This is a genomic window from Devosia riboflavina, from assembly GCF_000743575.1.
GTDB lineage: Bacteria > Pseudomonadota > Alphaproteobacteria > Rhizobiales > Devosiaceae > Devosia > Devosia riboflavina.
Map to the genome: position 1 here is coordinate 39168 of NZ_JQGC01000004.1, position 23447 is coordinate 62614.

The 23447-nt window shown below is 61.7% G+C and carries 23 protein-coding genes; 13 read left to right on the forward strand and 10 right to left on the reverse strand.

Annotation, left to right across the window (positions count from 1 at the left end; all coding sequences use genetic code 11):
* Positions 1-110: 110 nt before the first annotated feature.
* Positions 111-3422, forward strand: coding sequence for a carbamoyl-phosphate synthase large subunit (gene carB, locus JP75_RS05510; protein ID WP_035080388.1), 3312 nt, complete (start codon positions 111-113; stop codon positions 3420-3422).
* A gap of 56 nt (positions 3423-3478) precedes the next feature.
* On the opposite strand, the gene JP75_RS05515 is transcribed toward carB, so the two are convergent.
* Entirely contained in the window at positions 3479-4315 is an 837-nt protein-coding gene (locus JP75_RS05515; protein ID WP_160194641.1) for an NAD(P)H-binding protein, read from the reverse strand.
* A gap of 344 nt (positions 4316-4659) precedes the next feature.
* Here JP75_RS05515 and catB point away from each other — a divergent pair, with 344 nt between their 5' ends.
* A complete protein-coding gene (catB, locus tag JP75_RS05520; protein WP_035080390.1) occupies positions 4660-5283 on the forward strand; it encodes a type B chloramphenicol O-acetyltransferase in 624 nt (207 codons plus the stop codon).
* Between the two features lie 36 nt (positions 5284-5319).
* Here the strand turns inward: catB and ltaE are convergent, their stop codons facing one another.
* Together ltaE and JP75_RS05530 are read right to left on the reverse strand one after the other, a co-directional pair.
* A complete protein-coding gene (ltaE, locus tag JP75_RS05525) occupies positions 5320-6339 on the reverse strand; it encodes a low-specificity L-threonine aldolase (protein ID WP_035080393.1) in 1020 nt (339 codons plus the stop codon).
* 51 nt (positions 6340-6390) lie between these two features.
* Positions 6391-7368, reverse strand: a complete 978-nt coding sequence (locus JP75_RS05530) for a class I SAM-dependent methyltransferase (RefSeq protein WP_244446263.1) — start codon at positions 7366-7368, stop codon at positions 6391-6393.
* Positions 7369-7875: 507 nt separating this feature from the next.
* Here JP75_RS05530 and JP75_RS05535 point away from each other — a divergent pair.
* Positions 7876-8085, forward strand: a complete 210-nt coding sequence (locus tag JP75_RS05535; protein WP_035080396.1) for a cold-shock protein — start codon at positions 7876-7878, stop codon at positions 8083-8085.
* A 52-nt stretch (positions 8086-8137) separates the two neighbouring features.
* On the opposite strand, the gene JP75_RS05540 is transcribed toward JP75_RS05535, so the two are convergent.
* Positions 8138-8545 (reverse strand): nuclear transport factor 2 family protein, encoded by a 408-nt coding sequence (locus tag JP75_RS05540; protein WP_051960394.1) that lies wholly within the window; start codon positions 8543-8545, stop codon positions 8138-8140.
* 202 nt (positions 8546-8747) lie between these two features.
* Here JP75_RS05540 and JP75_RS05545 point away from each other — a divergent pair, with 202 nt between their 5' ends.
* Positions 8748-9317: a TetR/AcrR family transcriptional regulator gene (locus JP75_RS05545; protein WP_051960395.1), complete on the forward strand. Its 570-nt coding sequence runs from the start codon at positions 8748-8750 to the stop codon at positions 9315-9317.
* 1 nt (position 9318) lies between these two features.
* On the opposite strand, the gene JP75_RS05550 is transcribed toward JP75_RS05545, so the two are convergent.
* Complete coding sequence (locus JP75_RS05550) at positions 9319-10416, reverse strand: PQQ-dependent sugar dehydrogenase (RefSeq protein WP_035080631.1); 1098 nt, start codon at positions 10414-10416, stop codon at positions 9319-9321.
* A gap of 357 nt (positions 10417-10773) precedes the next feature.
* Here JP75_RS05550 and greA point away from each other — a divergent pair, with 357 nt between their 5' ends.
* The 6 genes from greA to JP75_RS05585 all read left to right on the forward strand — a co-directional run bounded on the left by greA (position 10774) and on the right by JP75_RS05585 (position 17529).
* A complete protein-coding gene (gene greA / locus JP75_RS05555) occupies positions 10774-11247 on the forward strand; it encodes a transcription elongation factor GreA (protein WP_035080398.1) in 474 nt (157 codons plus the stop codon).
* 157 nt (positions 11248-11404) lie between these two features.
* Positions 11405-12355, forward strand: coding sequence for a thioredoxin-disulfide reductase (trxB, locus tag JP75_RS05560; protein ID WP_035080399.1), 951 nt, complete (start codon positions 11405-11407; stop codon positions 12353-12355).
* A 117-nt stretch (positions 12356-12472) separates the two neighbouring features.
* A complete protein-coding gene (locus JP75_RS05565; RefSeq protein WP_035080400.1) occupies positions 12473-13366 on the forward strand; it encodes a LysR family transcriptional regulator in 894 nt (297 codons plus the stop codon).
* A gap of 317 nt (positions 13367-13683) precedes the next feature.
* Positions 13684-14388, forward strand: coding sequence for an HAD family hydrolase (locus JP75_RS05570; protein WP_035080401.1), 705 nt, complete (start codon positions 13684-13686; stop codon positions 14386-14388).
* Between the two features lie 27 nt (positions 14389-14415).
* Entirely contained in the window at positions 14416-14898 is a 483-nt protein-coding gene (locus JP75_RS05575) for a hypothetical protein (RefSeq protein WP_035080402.1), read from the forward strand.
* A gap of 1506 nt (positions 14899-16404) precedes the next feature.
* Positions 16405-17529: a hypothetical protein gene (locus JP75_RS05585; protein WP_035080404.1), complete on the forward strand. Its 1125-nt coding sequence runs from the start codon at positions 16405-16407 to the stop codon at positions 17527-17529.
* 146 nt (positions 17530-17675) lie between these two features.
* Here the strand turns inward: JP75_RS05585 and JP75_RS05590 are convergent, their stop codons facing one another.
* Both JP75_RS05590 and JP75_RS05595 read right to left on the reverse strand, forming a co-directional pair.
* On the reverse strand, positions 17676-18878 hold the full coding sequence (locus JP75_RS05590) for a pyridoxal phosphate-dependent aminotransferase (RefSeq protein ID WP_035080405.1): 1203 nt from the start codon (positions 18876-18878) through the stop codon (positions 17676-17678).
* Between the two features lie 55 nt (positions 18879-18933).
* The gene (locus JP75_RS05595) at positions 18934-20007 is read right to left on the reverse strand and encodes a LacI family DNA-binding transcriptional regulator (RefSeq protein ID WP_341872266.1); all 1074 of its coding nucleotides are present in this window, start codon (positions 20005-20007) and stop codon (positions 18934-18936) included.
* A 149-nt stretch (positions 20008-20156) separates the two neighbouring features.
* Between JP75_RS05595 and JP75_RS05600 the strand changes: the two genes are divergently transcribed.
* Together JP75_RS05600 and JP75_RS05605 are read left to right on the forward strand one after the other, a co-directional pair.
* Positions 20157-20360, forward strand: coding sequence for a hypothetical protein (locus tag JP75_RS05600; RefSeq protein WP_035080406.1), 204 nt, complete (start codon positions 20157-20159; stop codon positions 20358-20360).
* Positions 20361-20498: 138 nt separating this feature from the next.
* Positions 20499-20750, forward strand: a complete 252-nt coding sequence (locus JP75_RS05605; protein ID WP_035080408.1) for a hypothetical protein — start codon at positions 20499-20501, stop codon at positions 20748-20750.
* Between the two features lie 85 nt (positions 20751-20835).
* Here JP75_RS05605 and JP75_RS25115 read toward each other — a convergent pair whose 3' ends face one another.
* On the reverse strand, positions 20836-21249 hold the full coding sequence (locus JP75_RS25115) for a DUF4864 domain-containing protein (RefSeq protein ID WP_160194642.1): 414 nt from the start codon (positions 21247-21249) through the stop codon (positions 20836-20838).
* A 265-nt stretch (positions 21250-21514) separates the two neighbouring features.
* On the opposite strand from JP75_RS25115, the gene JP75_RS05615 reads away from it, so the two are divergent.
* Positions 21515-21943, forward strand: a complete 429-nt coding sequence (locus JP75_RS05615) for a CBS domain-containing protein (protein WP_035080411.1) — start codon at positions 21515-21517, stop codon at positions 21941-21943.
* A 126-nt stretch (positions 21944-22069) separates the two neighbouring features.
* Here JP75_RS05615 and JP75_RS05620 read toward each other — a convergent pair whose 3' ends face one another.
* Both JP75_RS05620 and JP75_RS25120 read right to left on the reverse strand, forming a co-directional pair.
* Positions 22070-22642 carry an SH3 domain-containing protein gene (locus JP75_RS05620; RefSeq protein WP_035080413.1) on the reverse strand — a complete coding sequence of 191 codons (573 nt, stop codon included), beginning with the start codon at positions 22640-22642 and terminating at the stop codon, positions 22070-22072.
* A 111-nt stretch (positions 22643-22753) separates the two neighbouring features.
* Positions 22754-23425 carry an SH3 domain-containing protein gene (locus tag JP75_RS25120; protein WP_051960397.1) on the reverse strand — a complete coding sequence of 224 codons (672 nt, stop codon included), beginning with the start codon at positions 23423-23425 and terminating at the stop codon, positions 22754-22756.
* Positions 23426-23447: the final 22 nt, after the last annotated feature.

Consider the following 23447-nt stretch of genomic DNA (forward strand, 5'->3'; position numbering starts at 1 on the left):
TTCCCCCGTGCCGCAGCGCTCAGTTGCAGCGCGGGTTTCGCGCGGACAGGTGCGTCCGGGCGATTCTCCTCGCCCGCTTCCTACGGTTAGTCAGCTAGAGCGAGCCCCGAATGCCAAAACGTACCGACATCAAATCGATCCTGATCATCGGCGCGGGCCCCATCATCATCGGGCAGGCTTGCGAGTTCGACTATTCCGGCACCCAGGCCTGCAAGGCGCTGAAGGAAGAGGGCTACCGGATCATTCTGGTGAACTCCAATCCGGCGACGATCATGACCGACCCGGACCTGGCTGACGCCACCTACATGGAGCCGATCACTCCAGAAGTCGTCGCAAAGATCATCGAGAAGGAACGCCCGGACGCGCTCCTCCCCACCATGGGCGGCCAGACCGCGCTCAACTGCGCCCTGTCCCTGCGCAAGATGGGTATCCTCGACAAGTACAACGTCGAAATGATCGGCGCGACCGCGGAAGCCATCGACAAGGCCGAAGACCGCGAACTCTTCCGCGACGCCATGAAGAAGATCGGGCTCGACACCCCACGCTCCATGCTCGCGCACAACACAATCGAAGCCCTGCAGGCGCTCGAGGTCATCGGCCTCCCCTGCATCATCCGCCCCAGCTTCACCCTCGGCGGCACCGGCGGCGGCATTGCCTACAACCGCGAAGAATACCTCGCTATCGTCGAGAGCGGTGTGGACGCCTCCCCCACTAACGAAGTCCTCGTCGAAGAATCCGTCCTCGGCTGGAAGGAATACGAGATGGAGGTTGTCCGCGATAAGAAGGACAACTGCATCATCATCTGCTCGATCGAAAACATCGATCCCATGGGCGTGCACACCGGCGACTCCATCACCGTTGCCCCGGCCCTGACCCTGACCGACAAGGAATACCAGATCATGCGCGATGCCTCGCTGGCGGTCCTGCGCGAGATCGGCGTCGAAACCGGCGGCTCCAACGTCCAGTTCGGCATCAATCCCAAGGACGGCCGCATGGTCGTCATCGAAATGAACCCGCGCGTGTCGCGCTCCTCAGCTCTGGCCTCCAAGGCCACCGGCTTCCCGATCGCCAAGGTCGCTGCCCGCCTCGCCGTCGGCTACACGCTCGATGAACTCGAAAACGACATCACCGGCGGCGCCACCCCGGCTTCGTTCGAGCCGACCATCGACTACGTGGTCACCAAGATTCCGCGCTTTGCCTTCGAAAAGTTCCCGGGCGCCGACAACCGCCTGACCACTTCCATGAAGTCGGTCGGCGAAGCCATGGCCATCGGCCGCACCTTCCAGGAATCGCTGCAAAAAGCCCTGCGCTCGCTCGAAACCGGCCTGACCGGCCTCAACGAGATCGGCATTCCCGGCCTCGGCGAAGGCGAAGACAAGAACGCCATCAAGGCAGCTCTCGGCACGCCGACGCCCAACCGTCTTCTGCACGTCGCCGAAGCCATGCGCCTCGGCCTCTCCAACGAAGACATTTTTGAAGCCTGCAAGATCGACCCGTGGTTCCTCGAGCAGATGCGCGGCATCGTCGACATGGAAGCCAAGGTCAAGCAGTTCGGCCTCCCACAGGAAGCTGCCTCGCTGCGCCAGCTCAAGGGCATGGGCTTCTCCGACGCCCGTCTCGCCCAGCTCGCTGGCGTTAAGACCTCGGACGTCCGCAAGCTCCGCCACAGCCTCGAAGTGCGCCCTGCCTATAAGCGCATCGACACCTCGGCTGCCGAATTCGCGTCGCCGACCGCCTACATGTACTCGACCTACGAAACGCCGTTCGCCGGCGCGGTCGCTGACGAATCCCGCCCGTCCGACCGCAAGAAGGTCGTGATCCTCGGCGGCGGCCCCAACCGTATCGGCCAGGGCATCGAGTTCGACTATTGCTGCTGCCATGCAGCCTTCGCGCTGGCCGATGCCGGCTACGAAACCATCATGGTCAATTGCAACCCCGAAACCGTGTCGACCGACTACGACACCTCCGATCGTCTCTATTTCGAGCCGCTGACCGAGGAAGACGTTATCGAAATCCTGCTCCGCGAAAAGCAGAACGGCACCCTTCACGGCGTCATCGTGCAGTTCGGCGGCCAGACCCCGCTCAACCTCGCCGAAGCCGTGCAGAAGGCCGGCGTGCCGATCCTCGGCACCCAGCCCGACGCCATTGACCTGGCTGAAGACCGCGACCTGTTCATGAAGCTCCTCAACAAGCTGGAGCTGACTCAACCCAAGAACGGAATCGCCTACAGCCTTGAACAGGCTCGTCTTGTTGCCGAGCGCCTGGGCTATCCGCTGGTCATCCGCCCGTCCTACGTGCTCGGCGGCCGCGCCATGGCCATCGTCCATTCGGCGGCCGAATTCGAGCGCTACGTTCAGGACACTCTTACGGGCCTCGTCCCGCCCGACATTCTCCAGCGCTACCCCAACGACAAGACCGGCCAGATCAACTCGGTCCTCTCCGACAACCCGCTACTCTTCGACGCCTATCTCTCCGGCGCCATCGAAATCGACGTCGACGCCCTCTGCGATGGCGAAACCGTCTTCGTCGCCGGCATCATGGAACACATCGAAGAAGCCGGCATTCACTCCGGCGATAGCGCCTGCTCCCTGCCCCCGCGCAGCCTCTCGCCCGAGGTCATCGCCGAACTCAAGCGCCAGACCACCGAACTCGCTTTCGCCCTCAAGGTCGGCGGCCTGATGAATGTACAGTTCGCCTATAAGGACGACACGATCTACCTCATCGAAGTCAATCCGCGCGCCTCGCGCACGGTGCCCTTCGTGGCCAAGGTCATCGGCGAACCCATCGCCAAGATCGCCTCGCGCGTCATGGCCGGCGAAAGCCTTGCCAGCTTCAATCTCGTCGAAAAGAAGCTCAAGCACATCGCCGTCAAGGAAGCCGTCTTCCCGTTCAACCGCTTCCCCGGCGTCGACACGGTTCTCGGCCCTGAAATGAAGTCGACCGGCGAAGTCATCGGCCTCGACCTCGATTTCGCCATCGCCTTCGCCAAGTCCCAGATGGGCGCCGGCCAGAAGGTCCCAACCTCGGGCAAGGCCTTCATCTCGGTCCGCGACGACGACAAGCAGTACATCGTCGACATGGCCCGCCATCTCGTCGAAGCCGGCTTCGAAATCCTCGCCACCGGCGGCACCCAGCGCTACCTCGTTGATAACAACGTCCCCGCGACCAAGATCAACAAGGTGCTCGAAGGCCGTCCGCATATCGTTGACTCGATGAAGAACGGCGGCGTGCAGCTCGTGATCAACACCACGGACGGCCTCAAGTCGATTTCCGACAGCCGCGACATCCGCCGCACCGCGCTGCTCGCCAAGATCCCTTACTACACGACCATCGACGGCGCCCTCGCCGCCGTTGAAGGCATCGTGGCTCTCCGTCAGGGCGGCCTCCAGGTCCGCGCCCTGCAGGAATATTTCGCGGCGTAATCCCTACGCCCGCACAAACAAAAGGCCGCGGTTTCCCGCGGCCTTTTTCTTTTGCCCTAGAGCTCCAGAGGCAAGGCCTGTATTCCGGTCAACGTCGAGAGATCCCCCGAAGCCGGCTCCATGGCTCCCGCAGCGATCCCCACATCGATCATCGCCATCACCTGCGCCTGCATCTCCGGCATGCCGCCCGAAACCAGCCGCGCGACGAGTTCCTCTCTCGACATCGCCTCGGCACGATAGTCACTTCCCCGCTGCCGGCCGGCCAGTTCGGCCAGCTCATCCATGCCTAGCGCCTCCGGCCCGGTAATGTCGAAGCGCCTGCGCCCGACAAATCCATCCGACACGGCAATCGCCGCCGCCAGGGCACACTGCCGTCGCGACACATAGGCCACCCTGCCCGCGCCCGCCGCATGCGGAAACACGCCGGACGCAGCCCGCGCCAGAATGCCCTTGGCAAGATCATCATAAAACGCATGCCGCAACACCGTGTGACCCAGACCACTTTCGGCCAGCACCAGCTCCGTCGCCCAATGATCCGCCACCATCATCTTGAGCGGCGAAACACCGGCATGGAGCATCGACGTATAGACGACATGCTCCACCCCAGCCCGCTCCGCCGCCTCGATGGCTGCCCGATGCTGCCGCACCCGCCGCCCGTCCGCCCCCAGCGCATCGGTACTGATCAACACCAGTCGCGATACATCTGCCAGTGCCACCTCCAGCGATTGCGGCTCATCAAAATCCGCGAAGCGCTTCTCCAAGCGCCTATCCCCGACAATCCGCTCCGGACTCCGGCTCAGCGCCACGACATCGCGCACGCCCCGCTCCAGCAGCGTTGCGACGACAAGCTGGCCCAGCTTTCCGCTGGCACCAGAAACTGCAATTTTGGTCATTTCGATTTCTCTGAATTTTTGGATGCAAAACATCGCCCCGCCCACAGGTCGGTCAGCGATCAGCTCTTGCTCAGAGAAAAACCCTTGTCACAGCAGCAGCTTCCGCCGCGCCGCCGCGCTTGTCAATCCAGTTGTGCCTGCAGCCACACCCGCCTATAGAAGCATCACCATGAAGTTGGCAGACCGAAGCAGCTCCATAGCGTTCCTGCGCGCCTGACACGCGCCGAGGGAACGCCTTTCAAACCGGCCCCACGCCGGCGCCTGATGCTGCGCGCCCGCTGGTTCCCCAATCAGTCTGCAACACTCCGCGCCCTCCTAGGAGGCCGCACCTTCATGGATCAATCATGTCCAACTATTTCGAAAGCCCGTTCCTGGGCATTCCGCTCGACCGTCAGGTCACCAATCCCAACATCGTCGTCGGCCGCTACAGCTATTATTCCGGCTACTATCATGGCCACAGCTTTGATGACTGCGCCCGCTACCTGATGACCGAACCGGGCGTCGATCGCCTCGTCATCGGCGCTTTCTGCTCCATCGGCTCCGGCGCCGCCTTCATCATGGCCGGCAATCAGGGTCACCGGAACGACTGGGTCAGCACATTCCCCTTCGCCTTCGTCCCCGAAGCGCCGGAATTTGCTGGTGCCGGCAATGCCTTCCAGCCAGCCGGCGACACCGTCATCGGCAACGACGTCTGGATCGGCTCGGAAGCCATCATCATGCCCGGGATCAATGTCGGCCACGGCGCCGTCCTTGGTACCCGCGCCTTGGTGACCAAGGATGTCGAGCCCTACACCATCGTCGGCGGCAACCCGGCAAAGCCCATCCGCAAGCGCTTTGCCGATGAGGACATCGCCCTACTCCTAGAAATGCAGTGGTGGGATTGGCCCGTGGACCGGCTCTCAACCGCCATGCCCCTCCTCACCTCCGCCGACATAAAAGGCCTCCACGCCTTCTGGCAAAAAGGCTGAAAAACGAAGCGCCCGGGTCTCCCCGGGCGCTTCACCTCAATTCGCGAAGAACTTGTCGACCAGCCCCAGCGCGCCATCGACATCCTCGTCCGTGACATCGAGATGCGTCACCCACCGCTGCTGCCCATAGCGCCCGGTGATCCCGACCCCATGCTCGCCGAGATAAAGGCTCAGCCGATCCCCAAGCTCTGCCTCCGCCTCGATCCAGAGAATATTGGTATCGGGCATCACCACCTTCAGCGCCTTGTGCTGCGCCAGCCCCTCGGCAAGCCGCTTGGCCCGCTGATGGTCCTCTGCCAGCCGCGCTACATTATTCTCGATCGCATAAAGCCCTGCAGCCGCAAGAATTCCCGCCTGCCGCATACCGCCGCCCAGCATCTTGCGATTGCGCCGCGCCGTCTCGATCAGGTCCGCACGCCCGACCAGCACCGATCCAACGGGCGCCCCCAACCCCTTGGAAAGACAGATCGAAACGCTATCGAACGGCGCAACGAACTCGGCAATATCCATGCCCAGTTGCACCGTGGCATTGAACGCCCGCGCCCCATCGAGGTGCAGGCCCAGCCCATGCTTCCGGGCAATCCCTGCCACCTCAAGCATATACTCAACCGGCAGCACCCGTCCGCCAAAGGTGTTCTCGAGCGCGATCACCCGCGTCGTCGCAAAGTGGCTGTCGCCCTTCTTGATCGCGCCTTCGATCTCCTTGGGATCCATCGTCCCATCGGCCCGATGCGCAATCGGTTGCGGCTGGATAGAGCCCAGCACGGCGGCGCCACCGCCCTCATACTTGTAGCAATGCGCATTCTGCCCGGCGATGAACTCATCCCCGCGCCCGCAATGGCTCATCAATGCGAGAAGATTAGACTGCGTCCCCGACGGCACAAAGATCGCCGCTTCTTTCTTGAGAAGCCCGGCCATCCTCTGCTCCAGCAGATTGACCGTGGGATCATCGCCAAACACATCGTCGCCCACCTCGGCCGCAGCCATGGCCGCGCGCATGCCGGCGCTCGGCCGCGTCACCGTATCGGAACGAAAATCGTGGCGGATCGTATTCATGAAAGAGGTCTCCAATAGGAGACCCTTTTTGCCCTGCCGCGAGGACTTTGACTAGGCCGCGACGTTACCGCCCGATGCCCCATCATTAGCTGCCGTCAGTTCCACGGCCGGCTTGCGCGCCAGCACGAGAATGCCAGTGATCGGCGCCCCACGATCTTGCCGCAGCGTCGCCGTCTCAAATCGCAGCACTTCCAGCCCGGCCACCACCAGCGCATCCCGCGTCGCCGCCACGCCATGAGCATAGCGCAGGCTCGGTCGCAGGAAGAGCGCCTCTTCCCCGTCATGCGCCTCGAGCGAAAAGGCCACGAGACCACCCGGCTTCAGCGCGGGCACCAGCGCGGCCAGCACCGGCTGCAGATCGCCGCAGTAAATAAAGACATCCGCCGCCGTCATCAGATCAGCCTCGGCCCGGCGCGCATTGAGCGCTGCCACCAACTCCGCCTTCTGCAGATTGTCGTAGATTCCCTTGCGAGCCGTCTCGGCAATCATCGCTGCCGAAATATCGACGCCTTCGAGAAAATCCACCTTCTCGCGCAGCTTCTCGCCCATCAGCCCCGTGCCGCAACCCAGATCGATCGCCTTGGAAAAGCGCTCGATTCCCAGCGCCGCCATCTCTTCAACCACCAGCGCATCGAGCATTTCCGGCACGCGATAGCCAAGCTTGTCGACCAGCGAATGCTCAAATTGCGGCGCATATTGGTCGAACAACGCTTCGACATAGCTCACGGCCGTGCCCTCGCCAGCCGCCCCGGCATTGTGCGCCGCCAGCTTCAGCCGCGCGCCAAAAACGCCGTCATCATCCAGCGCCTCAAGCCGCCGCCAGGCCGATATGGCCCCCGCGACATTCTCAGCCTTTTCGTGAAAACTGCCGAGCAGATCCCAGCCGGCGGCCCATTCCGGCGCGATTTCGAGCGCCTGGTCCATCAGTTCGGCGGCGGCAGAGTAGTCACCACCTTCGGCCAGCATGCGGGCATAATCCGCGCGCCGGTCGGCGATCACATCGCCGGATGAGTAAAACGTCTTGGTCAAGACGGCATGACTTTCGAGGAACCGGCCCATTGCGCGGCGGGCGGGATTTGCCGGAAAAGCGGCTCATTGGCAAGAAAAAACGCTGAACATCCCAGTCACATCACCATGAAGGGTTTTTCTCCCTGTCATGCTGCGTTACACTCTTGGACATAAATCTGGAGCAATATGCTCCATGGCGCAGGAGTCGCCCCGGTGGAATCACCGGCCCGCCTTGCGTCCTTGTTTCGGCCTTACTCGGGCACCGAAACGTTGCGGTCGTGACCTTGTTCGACACCTGGCAGAAATGGAATTCTGCCGGGCACTTTGTGTTGGAAAAAGCGCATATTGATGTGGACAGCGTTTCACGCTACGGTGATCGGATCGAATATTGCGGCAGACTGATCATTTAACGCGAATTGCCATTCGCCTATGCAGACGTCACTTTCCGACAATTCGATATAGTTGAGATCTGGATCGGGTGCATCGATCGGGATCTTATTGCAGCGACTGCACGAGGGAACGCGCATCATGGCAACGGGCACCGTTAAGTGGTTCAATGGCCAAAAAGGTTATGGTTTTATTCAGCCGGATGAAGGTGGGGCCGACGTTTTCGTCCACATTTCTGCCGTCCAGCGTTCGGGCCTGAACGGCCTGGATGAAGGTCAGAAGGTCTCCTACGAGATCGTCAAGGACAAGCGGACTGGCAAGTCGGCGGCTGACAACCTGACGGCTAGCTGAGCCACAAGCCAGGACATTTTTGTCGGGCGCGTCCGCAAGTCGGGCGCGCCTTTTACTTTGCCGAAAAGTCCTCGTAGCAATCATAATTCCGCTGCCAGGCGATCTTCCCATCCTTGATGCCGAAGATCATGCAGAGATGCGCAATCATCTTGTCGCCCACCCGCAGCCGACCGACCGGCACCGCCATCGTACCCTCCCAGCGCCCCTCCACGATCACGCGATCACCGGCCTCGACAATGCCGCCAAAGACGTAGCGCTGCGAGGCAAGCACCTTGCGCTCCCCTGCCCGCGCCAATCCGGCCAGGATCGCCGCATGATCATCGGTGCCTCCCGCCGGGCGGATACGATTGGGCAATTCCTCAAACGTCATTCCCCCGTCGATCAGCGTCTCCACCTCTTCGAGATCAAACCGCTCAACCGCCGCCACGTAGCGCTTCACTAGCTCTGCATTCTCGGACATCAATTCACCTCCAGCCAAGCCACTTCCACACAACCCTCGCCCTGTCGTCACCACCGGGCCTGTCCCGGTGGTCCATGCTTCGGCGAGATGGATTGCCGGGACAAGCCCGGCAATGACGACGACAGAGAAGCAGCGACCTTACTTAGAACATCGTTCTAGTCTCACCCTAGAACGTCATTCTAACTTCGTCTAGTCTCTTCCCATGAACGAGATTCCCGACCGCCGCCGCGCCATTCTCGACGCCGCTCTCGCCTGCTTCCTGGAGCATGGCTATCGCGCCACCTCCATCGCCCAGATCCGCGAGAAGAGCGGCGCCAGCACCGGCAGCATCTATCATTTCTTTTCCGGCAAGGGCGCCATCGCCGAGGCTCTTTTCCGCCAGGCCATCGCCGGCTGGGCCGCCTTCGCCCCCGATCCTTCCGCCTCCGCCGAAACCCAAATCAAGGCCTCCGTCGGCGGCCTCGTCATCTGGGGCCTCGCCCATCCCGACCAGTCCCGCCTGCTCGATGAATTGCGGAATCTCGCGCCACTGAATGACGAGCTCGAAGGCCTCCGAACCTTCCTCTCGACAGGCCACGACGCTGCGGCCGCCGCCTATACCAACATGCAATTAAGCGGCGACGTGCAAAAGCTGCCCTTCCCCATCGCCCACGCGCTCATGCTCGGCCCCGCCTACAGCTACCTGCGCGGCGCCGCGCCCACGCCGCCGGATACGGCCCGGCGCATCGCCGCCATCTTCGCCGATGCCGCCTGGCAGTCCGTAAAAGCCTGACCTACTTGCCCTCAGGCGCCACCCGGATCAACTGGCCATTGTCCGCATCGGTCAACAGATAGACGGCGCCATCGGCACCGACGCGCACATCGCGAATGCGGCCCAATTGCCCCTCGAACAAACGCTCCTCGGCGACCACAGCGTCGCCCTCCATATCGAGCCGCACCAGCACCGCCCCGCTCAATCCCCCGAGCAGCAGATCTCCCTCCCAGTCCGGCATCAGGCTCCCCTCATAAAAATCGAGCCCCGAGGGCGAAATGGACGGGTCCCAATAATGGATAGGCTGCTCCAGCCCCTCCTTCTCTGTCCCTTCTCCGATGGCAACGCCGGAATAATCGACGCCATAGGTAATGACCGGCCAGCCAAAATTGTCGCCCGCCGTCGGCATATTGACCTCGTCGCCACCGCGGGCCCCATGCTCCACGGTGAACAGCACGCCATCCCCCGGCCGAATGGTTGCCCCCTGCGGGTTACGGTGCCCAATGCTCCAGAATTCCGGCGCCCAGCCTTCGGGCTTGGGATTGTCCTCCGGCACGCTACCATCCGGCGCAATCCGCACGATCCCGCCTGCCAGATCCTCCGGATCCTGCGCCCGGTCCATGTCCCCGCGCTCGCCCAGCGTCACGAACAGGTTTCCGTCCGGCGCAATGGCGATCCGCGAGCCGAAATGCCGCGTCGAATTGGTGAAATTGTTCATGCGGAAGATCACCCTCTGATCCTCCAACTGCCCACCGCCGCCATTGGTCAGCACCAGTTTCGCTGCCATCACGGCAGTGCCCGTGCCCCGCTGCAACCCGGCATCTTCCGCCGGCTCGGCATAGGTCAGGTAAATCTGCCCGCTCGTCTCGAAATCCGGCGCCAGCGCCAGGTCGAGCAACCCGCCCTGCCCCCGCGCCACGACATTGGGCACGCCCTCGACCACCCCACTGACGACGCCACTTTCGATGAGCACCAGCCGCCCGCTGCGCTCGGTAACGAGAAAACGCCCATCCGGCAGAAAAGCCAATGCCCAGGGATGATCGAGCCCTTCGGCGAGGACCGTCGCCCGCAGCGGCCCGACACTGCTTTCCACAGTCTGCGCAATAGCCGGCGCCGCCATCGCCAAAACGAGACCCGAAACGAAAAGCGGAAGAACTGGAAGAGATTGCCGCACGAAAATCTACCTTTCCCTGGTTTTGCCGACCACACACTTGAACAGGCGGGAGAAGCGAATATCTCATTCCCAACACACCCGCTTGACCGGAACGCGCCGGGCGGGCAAGTTGGCTCCCGTCTCCCCCAAAACTTATCGTGAAGCGTGTGCCGAACGGCGTTTGGCGGGGAAACACTTTGCTGGATGGCATCCGCCTGGATGCCCCTGAACACAACCTGATCATGGCGCGCGGCGGCCTTTCCGGGGGGAAAGACCAAGGCGCGCCGGATTCATTTGCCTGAAGCCCATTGGAGGCAAGACGACATGGACAAGATCCCGATGACCGTACAGGGCCACAAGACCCTGACTGCCGAATTCGAGCACCGCACCGCCAATGAACGCCGTCGCATCATCGACGCCATTGCCGAAGCCCGTGCCCATGGTGATCTGTCTGAAAACGCTGAATATTCGGCCGCCAAGGAACAGCAGAGCCTCAACGAAGGCCGCATCAAGGAACTTGAGACCATTCTGGCCCTCGCCGACATCATCGATGTCAGCAAGCTCTCCGGCTCGTCCGTGAAGTTTGGCGCCACCGTCACCTATCTCGACGAGGACACCGAGGAAGAAAAGACCTACCAGGTCGTGGGCGATCCGGAAGCCGATGCCTCGGCCGGCCGCATCTCCATTTCCTCGCCGATCGCCCGCGCCATGATCGGCAAGACCGAGGGCGATTCGTTCGAAGTTGCCGCCCCCGGCGGCGCGCGCAGCTACGAGATCATCAAGATCAAGTATATCTGACGCCTAAAATTTGGGCACAGGCACAATATCCTGTGTCTTTCCGGCACATTCGCGGGCCCCGACAGGGGCCCGTTCTCATGAGTGCCTTGAAACCGATCCGCTTCGGCCCTTAATTAGGGTCCGAGGGAATTTTCCTTATTGTCGAAGAGGCGTCGCGATGCACGCGAAAGTCATCATCATTGGTTCCGGTCCGGCTGGCTACACGGCTGCCATCTATGCCGCACGCGCCATGCTCGAACCCGTGATGATTCAAGGCCTTCAGCCCGGTGGCCAGCTCACCATCACCACCGATGTCGAGAACTACCCCGGCTTTGCCGATGTCATCCAGGGCCCCTGGCTCATGGACCAGATGAAGGCCCAGGCCGAACATGTCGGCACCAAGATGGTCAACGACATCATCACCCATGTCGATTTCGACCGCCGTCCCTTCGTGCTCACCGGCGACAGCGGCGACACCTACACCGCGGATTCCCTGATCATCGCCACCGGCGCCCAGGCGAAGTGGCTTGGTCTGCCGTCCGAGCAGAAATTCCAGGGCTTTGGCGTCTCCGCCTGCGCCACCTGCGATGGCTTCTTCTATCGCGGCAAGGAAGTGCTCGTGGTCGGGGGCGGCAATACGGCCGTCGAAGAAGCCCTCTTCCTCACCAATTTCGCCTCCAAGGTGATCATGGTGCACCGTCGCGGCGAATTCCGCGCCGAGCGCATCCTGCAGCAGCGCCTGTTCAAAAATCCCAAGATCGAAGTGCGCTGGCACCACGAAGTCGTGGAAGTAGGCGGCGCGGCCATGCCGCCCTCGGTCAATACGGTGACCCTCAAGGACAATTCGACCGGTCGCGTCTATGAGCAGAAGATCGACGGCGTTTTCGTCGCCATCGGCCATGCTCCGGCCACCTCGATCTTTGCCGGCAAGCTCGACATGAAGGCTGGCGGCTATCTGCAGGTGAAGCCGGGCAGCACCGAAACCAATATTTCCGGCGTTTTCGCCGCCGGCGACGTCACCGACGATGTCTATCGCCAGGCCGTCACCGCGGCAGGCATGGGCTGCATGGCCGCTCTCGATGCCGAGCGCTACCTTGCCGAACACGAACTTGCCGAAGCGGCAGAATAGGCTGCGACTTTATGTTCTGTGAAAAGTGGAACATCGTCATAATGCCTGCCCGACTTTTCGCTAAGTCGGGCAGCGTTCGGCTGACTGGCTGACCATCAACGAGAAAGCGTCACGAAAATGCTCGATTGGGACAAGCTCCGGATTTTCCACACGGCCGCCGAGTCGGGCAGTTTCACGCATGCAGCCGAAAAGCTGGGCATGAGCCAATCGGCCGTCAGCCGACAGATTTCGGCGCTTGAAGACGATCTGGGCCTCAAACTTTTCATCCGCCACGCCCGCGGCCTCGTCCTCACCGAAGTGGGCGAACAGCTCTTCCGCACTGCGCACCGCATGCATTGGGAGTTGCAGCAGGTCGAAACGCAGATGTCCGAGAGCCAGGACGAACCAACCGGCCCGCTCATCGTCACCACCACCGTCGGCATCGGCTCGACCTGGCTTTCCTCGCGGCTCGACGAGTTCCTGAAACTCTATCCGCTGATCCAGCTCGAAATCCGCCTCAACGATTCCGAACTCGACCTCGCCATGCGCGAAGCCGACGTGGCCATTCGCCTGCATCGTCCGAACCAGTCGGAAATGATCCAGCGCAAGCTCTTCACCGTCCACAACCACTTCTATGCCAGCAACGGCTATATCGACGAACACGGCATGCCGCGGACGCTCGAGGATCTCGACAATCACCGCATCATCAGCTTCGGCGAACCCGTCCCCTCTTATCTCGGCGACATCAACTTCCTCGAACGCATGGGCCGCTCGGAATCGAGCCCCCGCCGCGCCGTCCTCAAAGTCAATGCCATCTACGGCATGATGCAGGCCTGCCGCGCCGGCATCGGCATCGCCATGCTCCCCGCCTATGTGACCGAAAAGGAAGACGGCCTCACCCAAGTCCTCGCCGAAGTCGAGCTCCCGGCCTACGAAGCCTATTTCGTCTATCCACCCGCCCTCAAAAACTCCAAGCGCGTCGGCGTCTTCCGCGATTTCCTAGTCTCGAAGGCGAGAGAGTGGAGCTTCTAAGTCGACAGCATTCCTGGCATCTCGATACCGGATGGGCTTTGGACAGGCTCGAATAGACCTGTAAAAGGGAAATCCGGTCTAACCAGCCGCCATACTTCACCGCTTTCGCGATGTTGATACCAGCTCTCTGCTGAAACGGGGGCGCCAAGGTATTGAGAGCTTGCCGCTATTTTGACAGCGCCGCCCTCTTCGACCTGCGACTCAATCCACGACTCAAAGCGGAAGAATTCTCCCGGGCTTCGAAAACCATGTATTTCTTCCCATAGGGCTGTCATTTTGAAGTCCCCGGACGACCTACGATTATGTAGAGCAAATTAATGCGCATCACCACCATCGCCCTCGATGCCGATGACACGCTCTGGCAAAACGAGCAGTTCTTCCGCCTGACCGAGCAGCGCTTCACCGAACTCCTCAAGGACTACACCGACGCGCCCGACCTCACCGACCGCCTCATCGCCTCGGTGACCAAGAATCTGCAATTCTACGGCTTCGGCATGAAGGGCTTCGCCCTCTCCATGGTCGAAACAGCGTTAGAAGTCAGCGATCACCGCGTCCCCGGCACCGTCATCGCCGAACTGCTCGCCGCCGGCCGCGAACTCCTCACCTACCCCATCGAAACCCTGCCCTATGTCGATCAGGCCCTCGAATCCCTGCAAGACCGCTACCGCCTGATTCTCGTCACCAAGGGCGACATGTTCGATCAGGAACGCAAACTCGCCGCCTCCGGCCTTGCCGACTATTTCGCCGCAATTGAAATCGTCGGCGACAAGAACGCGCAAACCTACCGCCGCATCTTCGCTCGCCACACCGAAGGCCCCGAACACACGCTCATGGCCGGCAATTCCCTCCGCTCGGACATTCTGCCGCCGCTCGAAGCTGGCGCCTACGCCGTTTACGTCCCGCATGACCTCACCTGGTCCTACGAGCGCGCCGACGAGCCGGAAAACCACCCGCGCTATGCGCGAATCTCCCATCTCGGCGAACTCGAATCGGCCATCGCGAGATTCGAAGCCACGGTGTAGCTTCCTGCCATAGCCAGGAGGACAGCCATGCGGACACTGCCGCTCACCCTTTTTCTCTGCCTAGCAGCGACACCGGCCCTCGCCGCCGGCCAGCCGAGCCCCAAACAGCTCGGGGAACTCTTCTGCAAGGCCAGCCTGTCGGACGATATGGGACTGGTCGAAAGCAACCTCACACCCTTCCTGACCCTCGCCATTGCCGAGGCCGAAGCGAAGAATGCCCAGATCCAGGCCAAGGCTCCCGATGAAAAACCGCCGCTCGGCGATGGACTGCCCTGGCGCAGTTGGCCCGATTTTGCTGATGGCTGCATCATCGGCACGGCCTATCGGACAGCCGACCGGGTCTTCGTGGACATCAACTACAGCTTCTCAGAATCCCCAGATGCCAATTACACCGATCAACTGGTGCTGATGCCCAGCGTCGAGGACCAGAATCTTTGGCAAATCGACGATGTCATCTTCGCCACCGGAATGACCATGCGCAGTTCTTTGGCATCTGCCTTCGGCCCATAGCCCATAAAATGGGCTGCGTCAGCCAGCCGCACCTTCTTCGCTTGGCATTGAAATCATTACATGTTTTCACATGACATGCGCGAACCGCATATCTGACATGTCAGATACCTGGTTGGCGAATAAGCAGCGCGCCCATATATCGAGCACATCACAGCGCGAATGTTTCTCCTCCTCCCTTGCATCGCGCTGCGTTCCCTCCTACGGGCTTCGGCCCGACCCTCCTAAGGCTTCGCTCTCCCCTCGGGCGAAGCCTTTTTCTTTTCCAAAGCCTCTGGAAGACCCTGCCCGCCGAACCTCCCTGGGGCCGCGGCGTTTGTGATTTTTTCAGCACCCTTGCAAAAATGCATGGCTGACATGTCAGTACCGGGATTGCCGACTAACTTGGTAGAGTTCATATAGGTCGTGTCGCTGAGACGCGCTCCGAACTCCTCCTCCCTCGGACCCCGTATCGCGACACCGAGTTGCGGGTCTTCCTCCTCCCTGACCCAAGGCTCATGGCAGATGGCATATCCTCCTCCCTTGCCTCTGCCCCACTTTCGATTTGGCTTCGGCCCAGTCATCAGGCTCCAACCTCGGTTGGAGCCTCTTTTTTTTGCCTGAACGGCCAAGGCTCCACGGCAACACCGCCTTCCCGGCCCCGGGACACCTCTCCTCCCCTCCCGTCATCTTCGGCCTTGACCCGAGGACACTTCACTTATCGAACGCGCCTTGAGTAAGGTCATCCGCCGCCACCCATAGCGTCATCCCCGCGAAAGCGGGAACCTCCGTTCCCAAAACAGCAATCACCGTCCCCGAAACTGACGCCCCCCCCGCTCCAGTAGACCTCATGGTGAGGTGCGAAACGCAGCGCAGCCTCGAACCACGAGGTCGTGCCCCGACGCCACTCCCTTACATACAAGCTGCCCAATTTTTGGACACATTGTCGCTGTGCCTAATGCATAGCTGACATGTCGCGAAACGCATTGCTGACCAAAAGGTCAAAATCTATATTCAGTCTTGTCGATGCGACGCCGCTCCCTTTCCTCCTCCCTGGGACCCGCGACGCTCGGCACCGGGTTTTGATCGTATCCTCCTCCCTCGATCAGAGCCCACCCGGACTGACGCAAATCCTCCTCCCTTGCGTCGGGCCATACTTAGATTTGGCTTCGGCCCTATCAATAAGGCTCCAACTTCGGTTGGAGCCTCTTTTTTTGGCGATTCTGCAAATCTGCATGGCTGACCTTCCCATTGCGCGTTTGTGCCGCAGAGGCCACCGCGCGATAGTGCTTTCGACGGCGGGCAGACGTGGTACCCGCCCCTCCAAGGTCAGCGGCTCTGCCGTAGGCCCCTGGCCCCACCCATCCCCTCGGGTGGGGCCTTTTTCTTTCCCTACCCAGTTGGCTTAGCACCAAATCTGCCCGGCAAATCTTGCCGATCAGCCGATTTAACCGCCAGCACACCATTGAAAAACCTATAGAAATTCTCGGCACAACCCTTGCTTAACTATTTGCAGCAAGGAGAACCGCCATGGTCGCCGTAACCGCCACCTACTACTCTGGCTATTCAAGCACCACGTCGAGCCAGACCAGCGCTACGACAGCCAGCACCAGCGCTGCCACGTCCGCAAAGACGTCGACGACGAGCACCTCAACCTCGGCAACATCAATCACACTTTCGGACGCCGCCAAGGCCGCCCTGGCCGAGAAGTCGTTCGCAAGCGTCATCGCCGACGCCCGCAGCAAGCTGACAAAACTGCTCGAAGACGCCGGCCGCAAATCGCCCCTGCAGAACGGCGAACTGGCCCTCGACATGTCGAGCCTCGACTCGCGTGAAATCTACGCCATTGCCAGCGACAAGAGCTTCTCGGCCGAAGAGAGCGAAGCCGCCATGCTCGAAATGCAGCGCCGCTTCGAAGCCGCCCTCGCCGGCCCGCATTCGATCGCGCAGGTCACCGGCAACTATACCGGCCTCTACAACGCCGCCGCCGCCTTCCTCGACGCCCTTGGCCCCGAGGAAAAGACCAGCGAAGATTGGAAGGCTTCGCGCGACGCGATCACCGAAGGCCTCAAGCAGTTGCAGACCGATCCTAAGAAGCTGCCTTCCGCCGGCGAGGACGATCCCGTCGCCACCTATATCAAGCTCGTGGAAACCCGCGGCACGCTCGATCAGTCCATGGCGACCCTCGCCACCAATGCCCGCACCGCCCTCGACAAGCGCTACGAGGAAATCCACGCCACCGGCCGCATCCCGAGCTTCAAGCCGACCAGCCCGAGCTATGTCGACCTGTCCGGCCTCTCCAGCCGCTCGCTCTCAGCCATTGTGCTCGACAAGGAAGGTCAGTTCACCTCGCAGGAAGTCGCCGCCGCCAAATCCCAGCTCCGCACCAAGTCGAGCTCGGTGCTCATGGCCGGCCTCAAATCGGCCTCCCAGTCCACCGACCCCACCGCCTTCAGCCAGAACGTGATCTCGGCCTTCTCGTCCCTCAGCGCCGAAGAACGCCAGGCCGCCGGCTGGTCTGACCAGCTATACGAAGCCGCTGTCGCCAACTACTCGACATCCAACAAGCTACTTGAGATGTTCAACCAGCTCAGCGCCGGCAGCAGCTCCAGCAACACCGGCTCCAGCTTCAGCTTCGCGAGCCTCCTGGGCTAGGACTCACCCGCCGGCAACGCCGCCCACGGCGTTGCCCTCACCAGCCCCACTCGTCACCCTCGGGCTTGACCCGAGGGCCCTACACTTGCTGAGCCTCAAAAGTGAAGTGTCCTCGGGTCAAGCCCGAGGATGACGGTCAGGGGATATCAGCTAATCCCCGCACAAAACTGCTGAATCCGCTTCACCGCTTCTTCCAGCTCCGCATTGCTCGCCGCATAGCTCAACCGGAAATGCCCCGGCAGGCCGAACGCCGTGCCATGCACCAGCGCCACGCCGGTCTCCTCCAGCAGCGCCATGACGAAATCCTCATCCGTATTCAGCACCTTGCCGCCGGCACTGGTCTTCCCCAGCAGCCGCTTGCACGAGGGGAACACATAAAACGCCCCCTCCGGCGTCAGGCAATCGAGCCCGGTATTGGCATTGAGCCCCTTGACCACAAGATCACGGCGCTCCTGAAATACCTTGCGCCACTCGCCCAAAAATTCCTGCGGCCCATCCAGCGCCGCCACAGCGGCCCACTGGGAGATCGAAGTCGGATTGGAGGTCGATTGCCCCTGCAGCTTGGTCATCGCCGCCAGCAGCGGCCGTGGGCCAGTGCAATAGCCGATACGCCAGCCGGTCATGGCATGCGACTTCGACACGCCATTCATCGTCAGCGTGCGCGGCTGCAGCTTTGGCTCCACCTGCGCGATCGTCGAAAAAGTGCCGCCGTCATAGACCAGCACTTCATAGATATCGTCGGTCAGAATATGCACATGCTCGTGGCGCAGCAGCACGTCGGCCAGCCCGCGCAATTCCTCGGCCGTATAGGCAGCCCCCGTGGGGTTGGACGGCGTATTGAGCAGCAGCCACTTGGTCTTGGGCGTGATCGCCGCTTCCAGCGCCTCCGGCGACAGCTTGAACCCCGTCGAAGCATCGGCCACGGCAAAAACCGGATCGGCCCCGCAGAGCCGCACGATTTCGGGATAGCTCACCCAATAGGGCACCGGAATAACGACTTCATCGCCCGGATTGAGCGTCGCCATCAGCGCATTGAAAATGATCTGCTTGCCGCCCGACGACACAAAGCAGTCCGCCGCCGTCACATCGAGCCCATTGTCGCGCTTGAACTTCCGCGCGACCGCTTCCTTCAGCTCGGGAATGCCATCGACATTGGTGTAGCGCGTCTTGCCTTCGTCCATCGCCTTCTTGGCGGCGTCACGAACATGGAGCGGGGTATCGAAATCCGGCTCGCCGGCGGAAAGGGCGATGATATCCTTGCCCTCCTGAGCCATCACCCGCGCTTTCTGGCTGATCGCCACCGTCGCAGATGGTGCTACGCGTCCGAGCGCATCGGAAAGAAAAGCCATGCCCGCCTCCATTTAAGCCGAGGCTGGTGTAGTCGAATCCGCCGTTATCGAAAAGTCATAACTCGCTCTTCGGCGCCGGTCCCGTGCTGCCCCGCACCACCAGCGGCAATGGCAACACAGTCCGCGCCGCAATCTCCTCGCCATTGAGGATCGACGCCACCGCCCGCGCCGCCAATTCCTGGAAAGGTTGCTGCACCGTGGTCAGCGCCGGCAGCGTATCGGCCCCTTCCGGAATCCCGTCGAAACCCACCACCGACACGTCCTCCGGCACCCGCCGGCTCTGGCTCTTGAGCCATTCGATAGCAAAAAGCGCCACGCGATCCGACATCGCCAGCACGGCCGTCGGCGGCCGCTCCATCGCGAACAGCCTCGACATCGCCGCCCACACGGTTTCGCGCTCGGAATCGGTATCGGCATAGGGCACATCCCCTGCGGCAATGCCCGCCGTCGCCAGCCCCGCCCAATAGCCCTCCACACGATCCCGCACCGTAAGATACGGCGTCGTCATCACCTCTTCGGGCGTCGCACAGCGGTCGTTCCAGCTTTCCCCGATACCGAGAATGGCAATCCTGCGGTGCCCCAGCGCCACCAGATGCTCCGCCGCCTGCCGCGCCCCATCCCGGTTGTCGATGCCGACACCAGGCGCATCGACCGTGCTTTCTTCCAGTCCCAGCGCCACAAAGGGCAACTCACGCTTCTCGGTCTGCCCGATCAGCGCCGGCCCCTCTTCAGCACAGAGCAGGATCAGCCCATCAACCAGCGCGCTTTGGATATTCCAGGCCGGCCGCTCACGGTTCATCGCCGAAACGATGGAAAGCCCCGCCCCCTGCTTGTCACATTCGGCGGCAATCGCCGCCATCATGGTCCGCGCCCACTGGTCCTCGAAAAAATAGGTCAGCGGTTCCGCCGTCGCGACGCCAATGGCATTGACCTTCCCCGCCCGCAGCAGCCGCCCCGTCAGGCTCGGCCCCGCATAGCCCAGTTCCCTGGCCGCCGCTTCAACGCGCTCGCGCACTTCCTGCCGCACGATATCGGGCCGGTTGAACACATTTGACGCCGTGCCCTGCGACACGCCCGCCGCCCGCGCCACGTCCCGAAGACGAACCGGATTGTCTTGAGTCATGAACATTCTCCGCCCTCCTCGCTATCATAGTTTTTGTATCGGTTCAATTTTCGCTTGACCACGACACGCGAAAGGCGCACATTTGAACCGGTTCAAGAAACAGTCTATTCGAAAATTGAACCGATTCAACAGTTTGGCACGAAAGGGACCAAGCCATGATTCCCGCCAGCTATCTCTATAAGGACCTCTATCGCCAGACCTGGCTCGATCCGGATATCGAAAGCGCCATTGCCCGCCAGTCGACGCACGGCGGCGGCCACCCCATCCGCAACCTCTTTGCGACGCTTCTCGCCCAGGTTCCGGCCCGGCTGCGCCGCCCTGCTCTTGCCCCAACCGTGCTCGCCTCAGATCATTGCTGAGACGGGCAATCCGTCACATTTCTGTAGCGCGTCACAGTCAGACCCCATTTGCGTGGTTCTCTTCCTCATCCTCAACGATGAGACGCCTATCCCATGCCTCTATTCTCGTCTCGCGGGCGGAAGGGCCTGAAAGTAAAGATGGCCGTGGCCGCTGGCTTCGCCTCGGCACTCGCCCTTGCCGGAGCATTCCTCGCGGGTGTTACGCCTTCCCTCGCCGCCGATCTCGCTACCCAGCCTGATGCCCAGGTGGCCATCTTCATGGTCCCGCTCACTATTCTGATCATGACCATGCTGTTTGAAGTCGGACGCTTCGTCTGGCGCAATCGCATTCCCGCTTCGACGCCGGCGCGCCAGCGTCGCACCGATTGGTCAGTGGCAAAAACGCGCTGATCAATACCGGCGGCATGAAGCCCTCCATGCCGTCTACTCTTCTCCAAAGTCCTTTGGCCGGCCCTGTGCCGGCCTTTTTTTCTGCCTATGCCCCGCGTCCTGGCACCTTGCGCAGCACGACGCCGAGCACCCGCCATCCCTGGCCCGGCTCGTCCATCAACTGATACACGGCCTCATAAAGATCCAGGTCCGGCCCCACCAGCTTGACCACCTGCAGCACCACGCCACTCTCGGTCTTTTCGTAGGCGCCAAAACTATGCGAACGCGCTTCAACGATAGGCCCGTAGCCAGACCGCTTCACATCGGCAAGGAACCGCTCGGGATCGGTATAAGCCTCCCGAAATGTCCCACTGGCGAGACCGAGGGCCACCTCGGCGTCGCCACTATGCAGCGCCTCGATTTGCCCGGTGACCGTCGCCTGCCAGGGCGTCGCCTCCTGCGACAATCCCATGCCGCCACTACTCAGCAACAACACCATCACTACAAAGAACCGAACCATGATCATGGCCTCCGCCCGGGTTCGCACCAGCCAAATGCTCGCCCCCAATGTCATCGCTGAACCTCAGGAGACGCCGATCCCATGCAAATATCTACGTCTTTTGCGCGAAAAAGTTTCAAAGGCGCCATGGCACGTCCGGCAGGGCCTTGAGCCGGTCTTTTTCAGCCTTGCCGCTAAACCGCTTCGGGTCCACACTCCTTCTACCGATCGACTCTCAGCTCGTTCGGCTGACGGTCGATTGGTCCAACGCAAGGAGGACCTGACTATGATTGTCGACACCATCCTGCAACTCAAGGGCACGGCCGTTTACACCCTGCGCGACAGCGACACGCTGGGCGACGCCGTTGCCATGCTCAACAGCCACAATATCGGCGCCATCGTCATTGTCGGCATGGGCGAAAGCGTCATCGGCATCCTGTCCGAGCGCGATATTGTCCGGCAATTGGGCAACAACCCGTCCGCGGCCCTGGCCAAATCCATCGGCTCCGTCATGACGCGGGCCGTCGTCACCTGCGACCGCACCACCGCCATTTCCGATGTCATGGAGCGCATGACCCACCGCCGCATCCGCCACATGCCTGTGGTCGACGGCGACCGCCTCACCGGCATCATTTCCATCGGCGACGTGGTGAAACTCAAGATCGAGGAAGTCGAGCACGAAGCCGAAGTGCTGCGCGAATATATCGCCAGCTAGGTACGTGGCATAAATCCCTCCCACCCACAATTGTCACCCCGGCGCAGGCCGGGGCCCATCTTGAGATGTCGGGATGGATCCCGGCCTTCGCCGGGATGACAACCCTTCGAGCAGGGAGAAGCAGCGTCAGTAGACGCGGATCGAAGACAGGTTGCGCGACAGATACCGGTTCAACACCGGCTGGCTTTCGATGATCCGCTCGCAATAGGACTGAAAACCGCGATCGCGGCAGGCCGCAGCCGACACGTTCCCGGTGATCTCGACCGACGAGAACCGGTTGTCATGCCCATAGAGCTTGAGGTCGTTGAAGACCTGCCCCGGCCCCGCACAGAGCGAAGCCCCGGTAAAATTGCGCCCCTCATAGAAGCATACCTGCCCCGGGCCGCCTTCTGGATAATCCGGGCGCACGAGGAACAGCGGACCCTCGGGCCCAGCGCCAAAGCTCAGCGCTTCGAGGCTCGTCCAGCCCCGCCCGCCATCGCCATCGACGAGGCACCAGGTCACCTGGCAACGCAGGATGCGAATGGCGCTATCTTCGGCGATCGTACCGACGACGTCATGCGCGGCCCCCGGCCCCTTGCGCAGCGTCAGATCGACCTGCGCCCAGCCGTGCGAGCCGACATCGGAGTAAGCGACAACAGGAGAAAACAGGGAAAGCCCGATACCGATGGCGAGAGCCAAGCTCTTCAAGCGCTTCATGGAAAGAGAATCCCCCGTAAAAATCAGCGGGACTGTATCTCGGCGCCGGTCCGGGGCCAAGGCCAAGAAGAAAACGGCGCCATACTTTTGTAAGGCGCCGTTTCAGGTCAATTAACGGATGCGAACCGAGGCGACATAGTCGTCGAAGTCATTGAGCGAGCTGGCGCTGGTCGTATAGGTGCGGCAGTTGCGATAGTTCGGCTCCGAGCAAACCTGCACGGCATAGCCGGACTGATTGTCGATCGAGGAAATCCGGTCGGTCCAGTCGCGCAGATCCCTTACGCTGTCGCCGGCCGAAAGGCAGAAGCTCTGACCGCGGAAATTGGTGCGATCGTAGAAGCAGACCTCGTCATAGACCGGCTCCGGCACCGGCTGGATAACCGGCGGGCGCGGCGGACGCGGCGGCTGCTGCGGGTTGCCGATACCGATATTCACGTTCGGACCATTCGGGCCGAGGTTGAAGCCGAAGGAAAGCCCCGGCTGGGTCGGATTGACCGGCTGGCCACCGCCTGCGGCAAGATAGGTAGCCGAAACCCAACCATCGGGACCCGGCTTCGACACGTAGCACCAGGAGCCCTGGCACTGCTGCACGTCGACCTGCTGGCCGCGGCGCACCGTATCGACCACGGCATAATTGGTGCCCGGACCCGAACGCACATTGACATTGCTGGTCACGGTCCCCGGCGCGGCCTGCGCGGCCGGCAGGAACACGACGACTGCGGTCGTCGCGACGGCAATGGCGGTCGCAACATTGAGCAGGGTTTTGCGGGTATGGCGGTTCATGACTATTCCCTCTTCCACCACG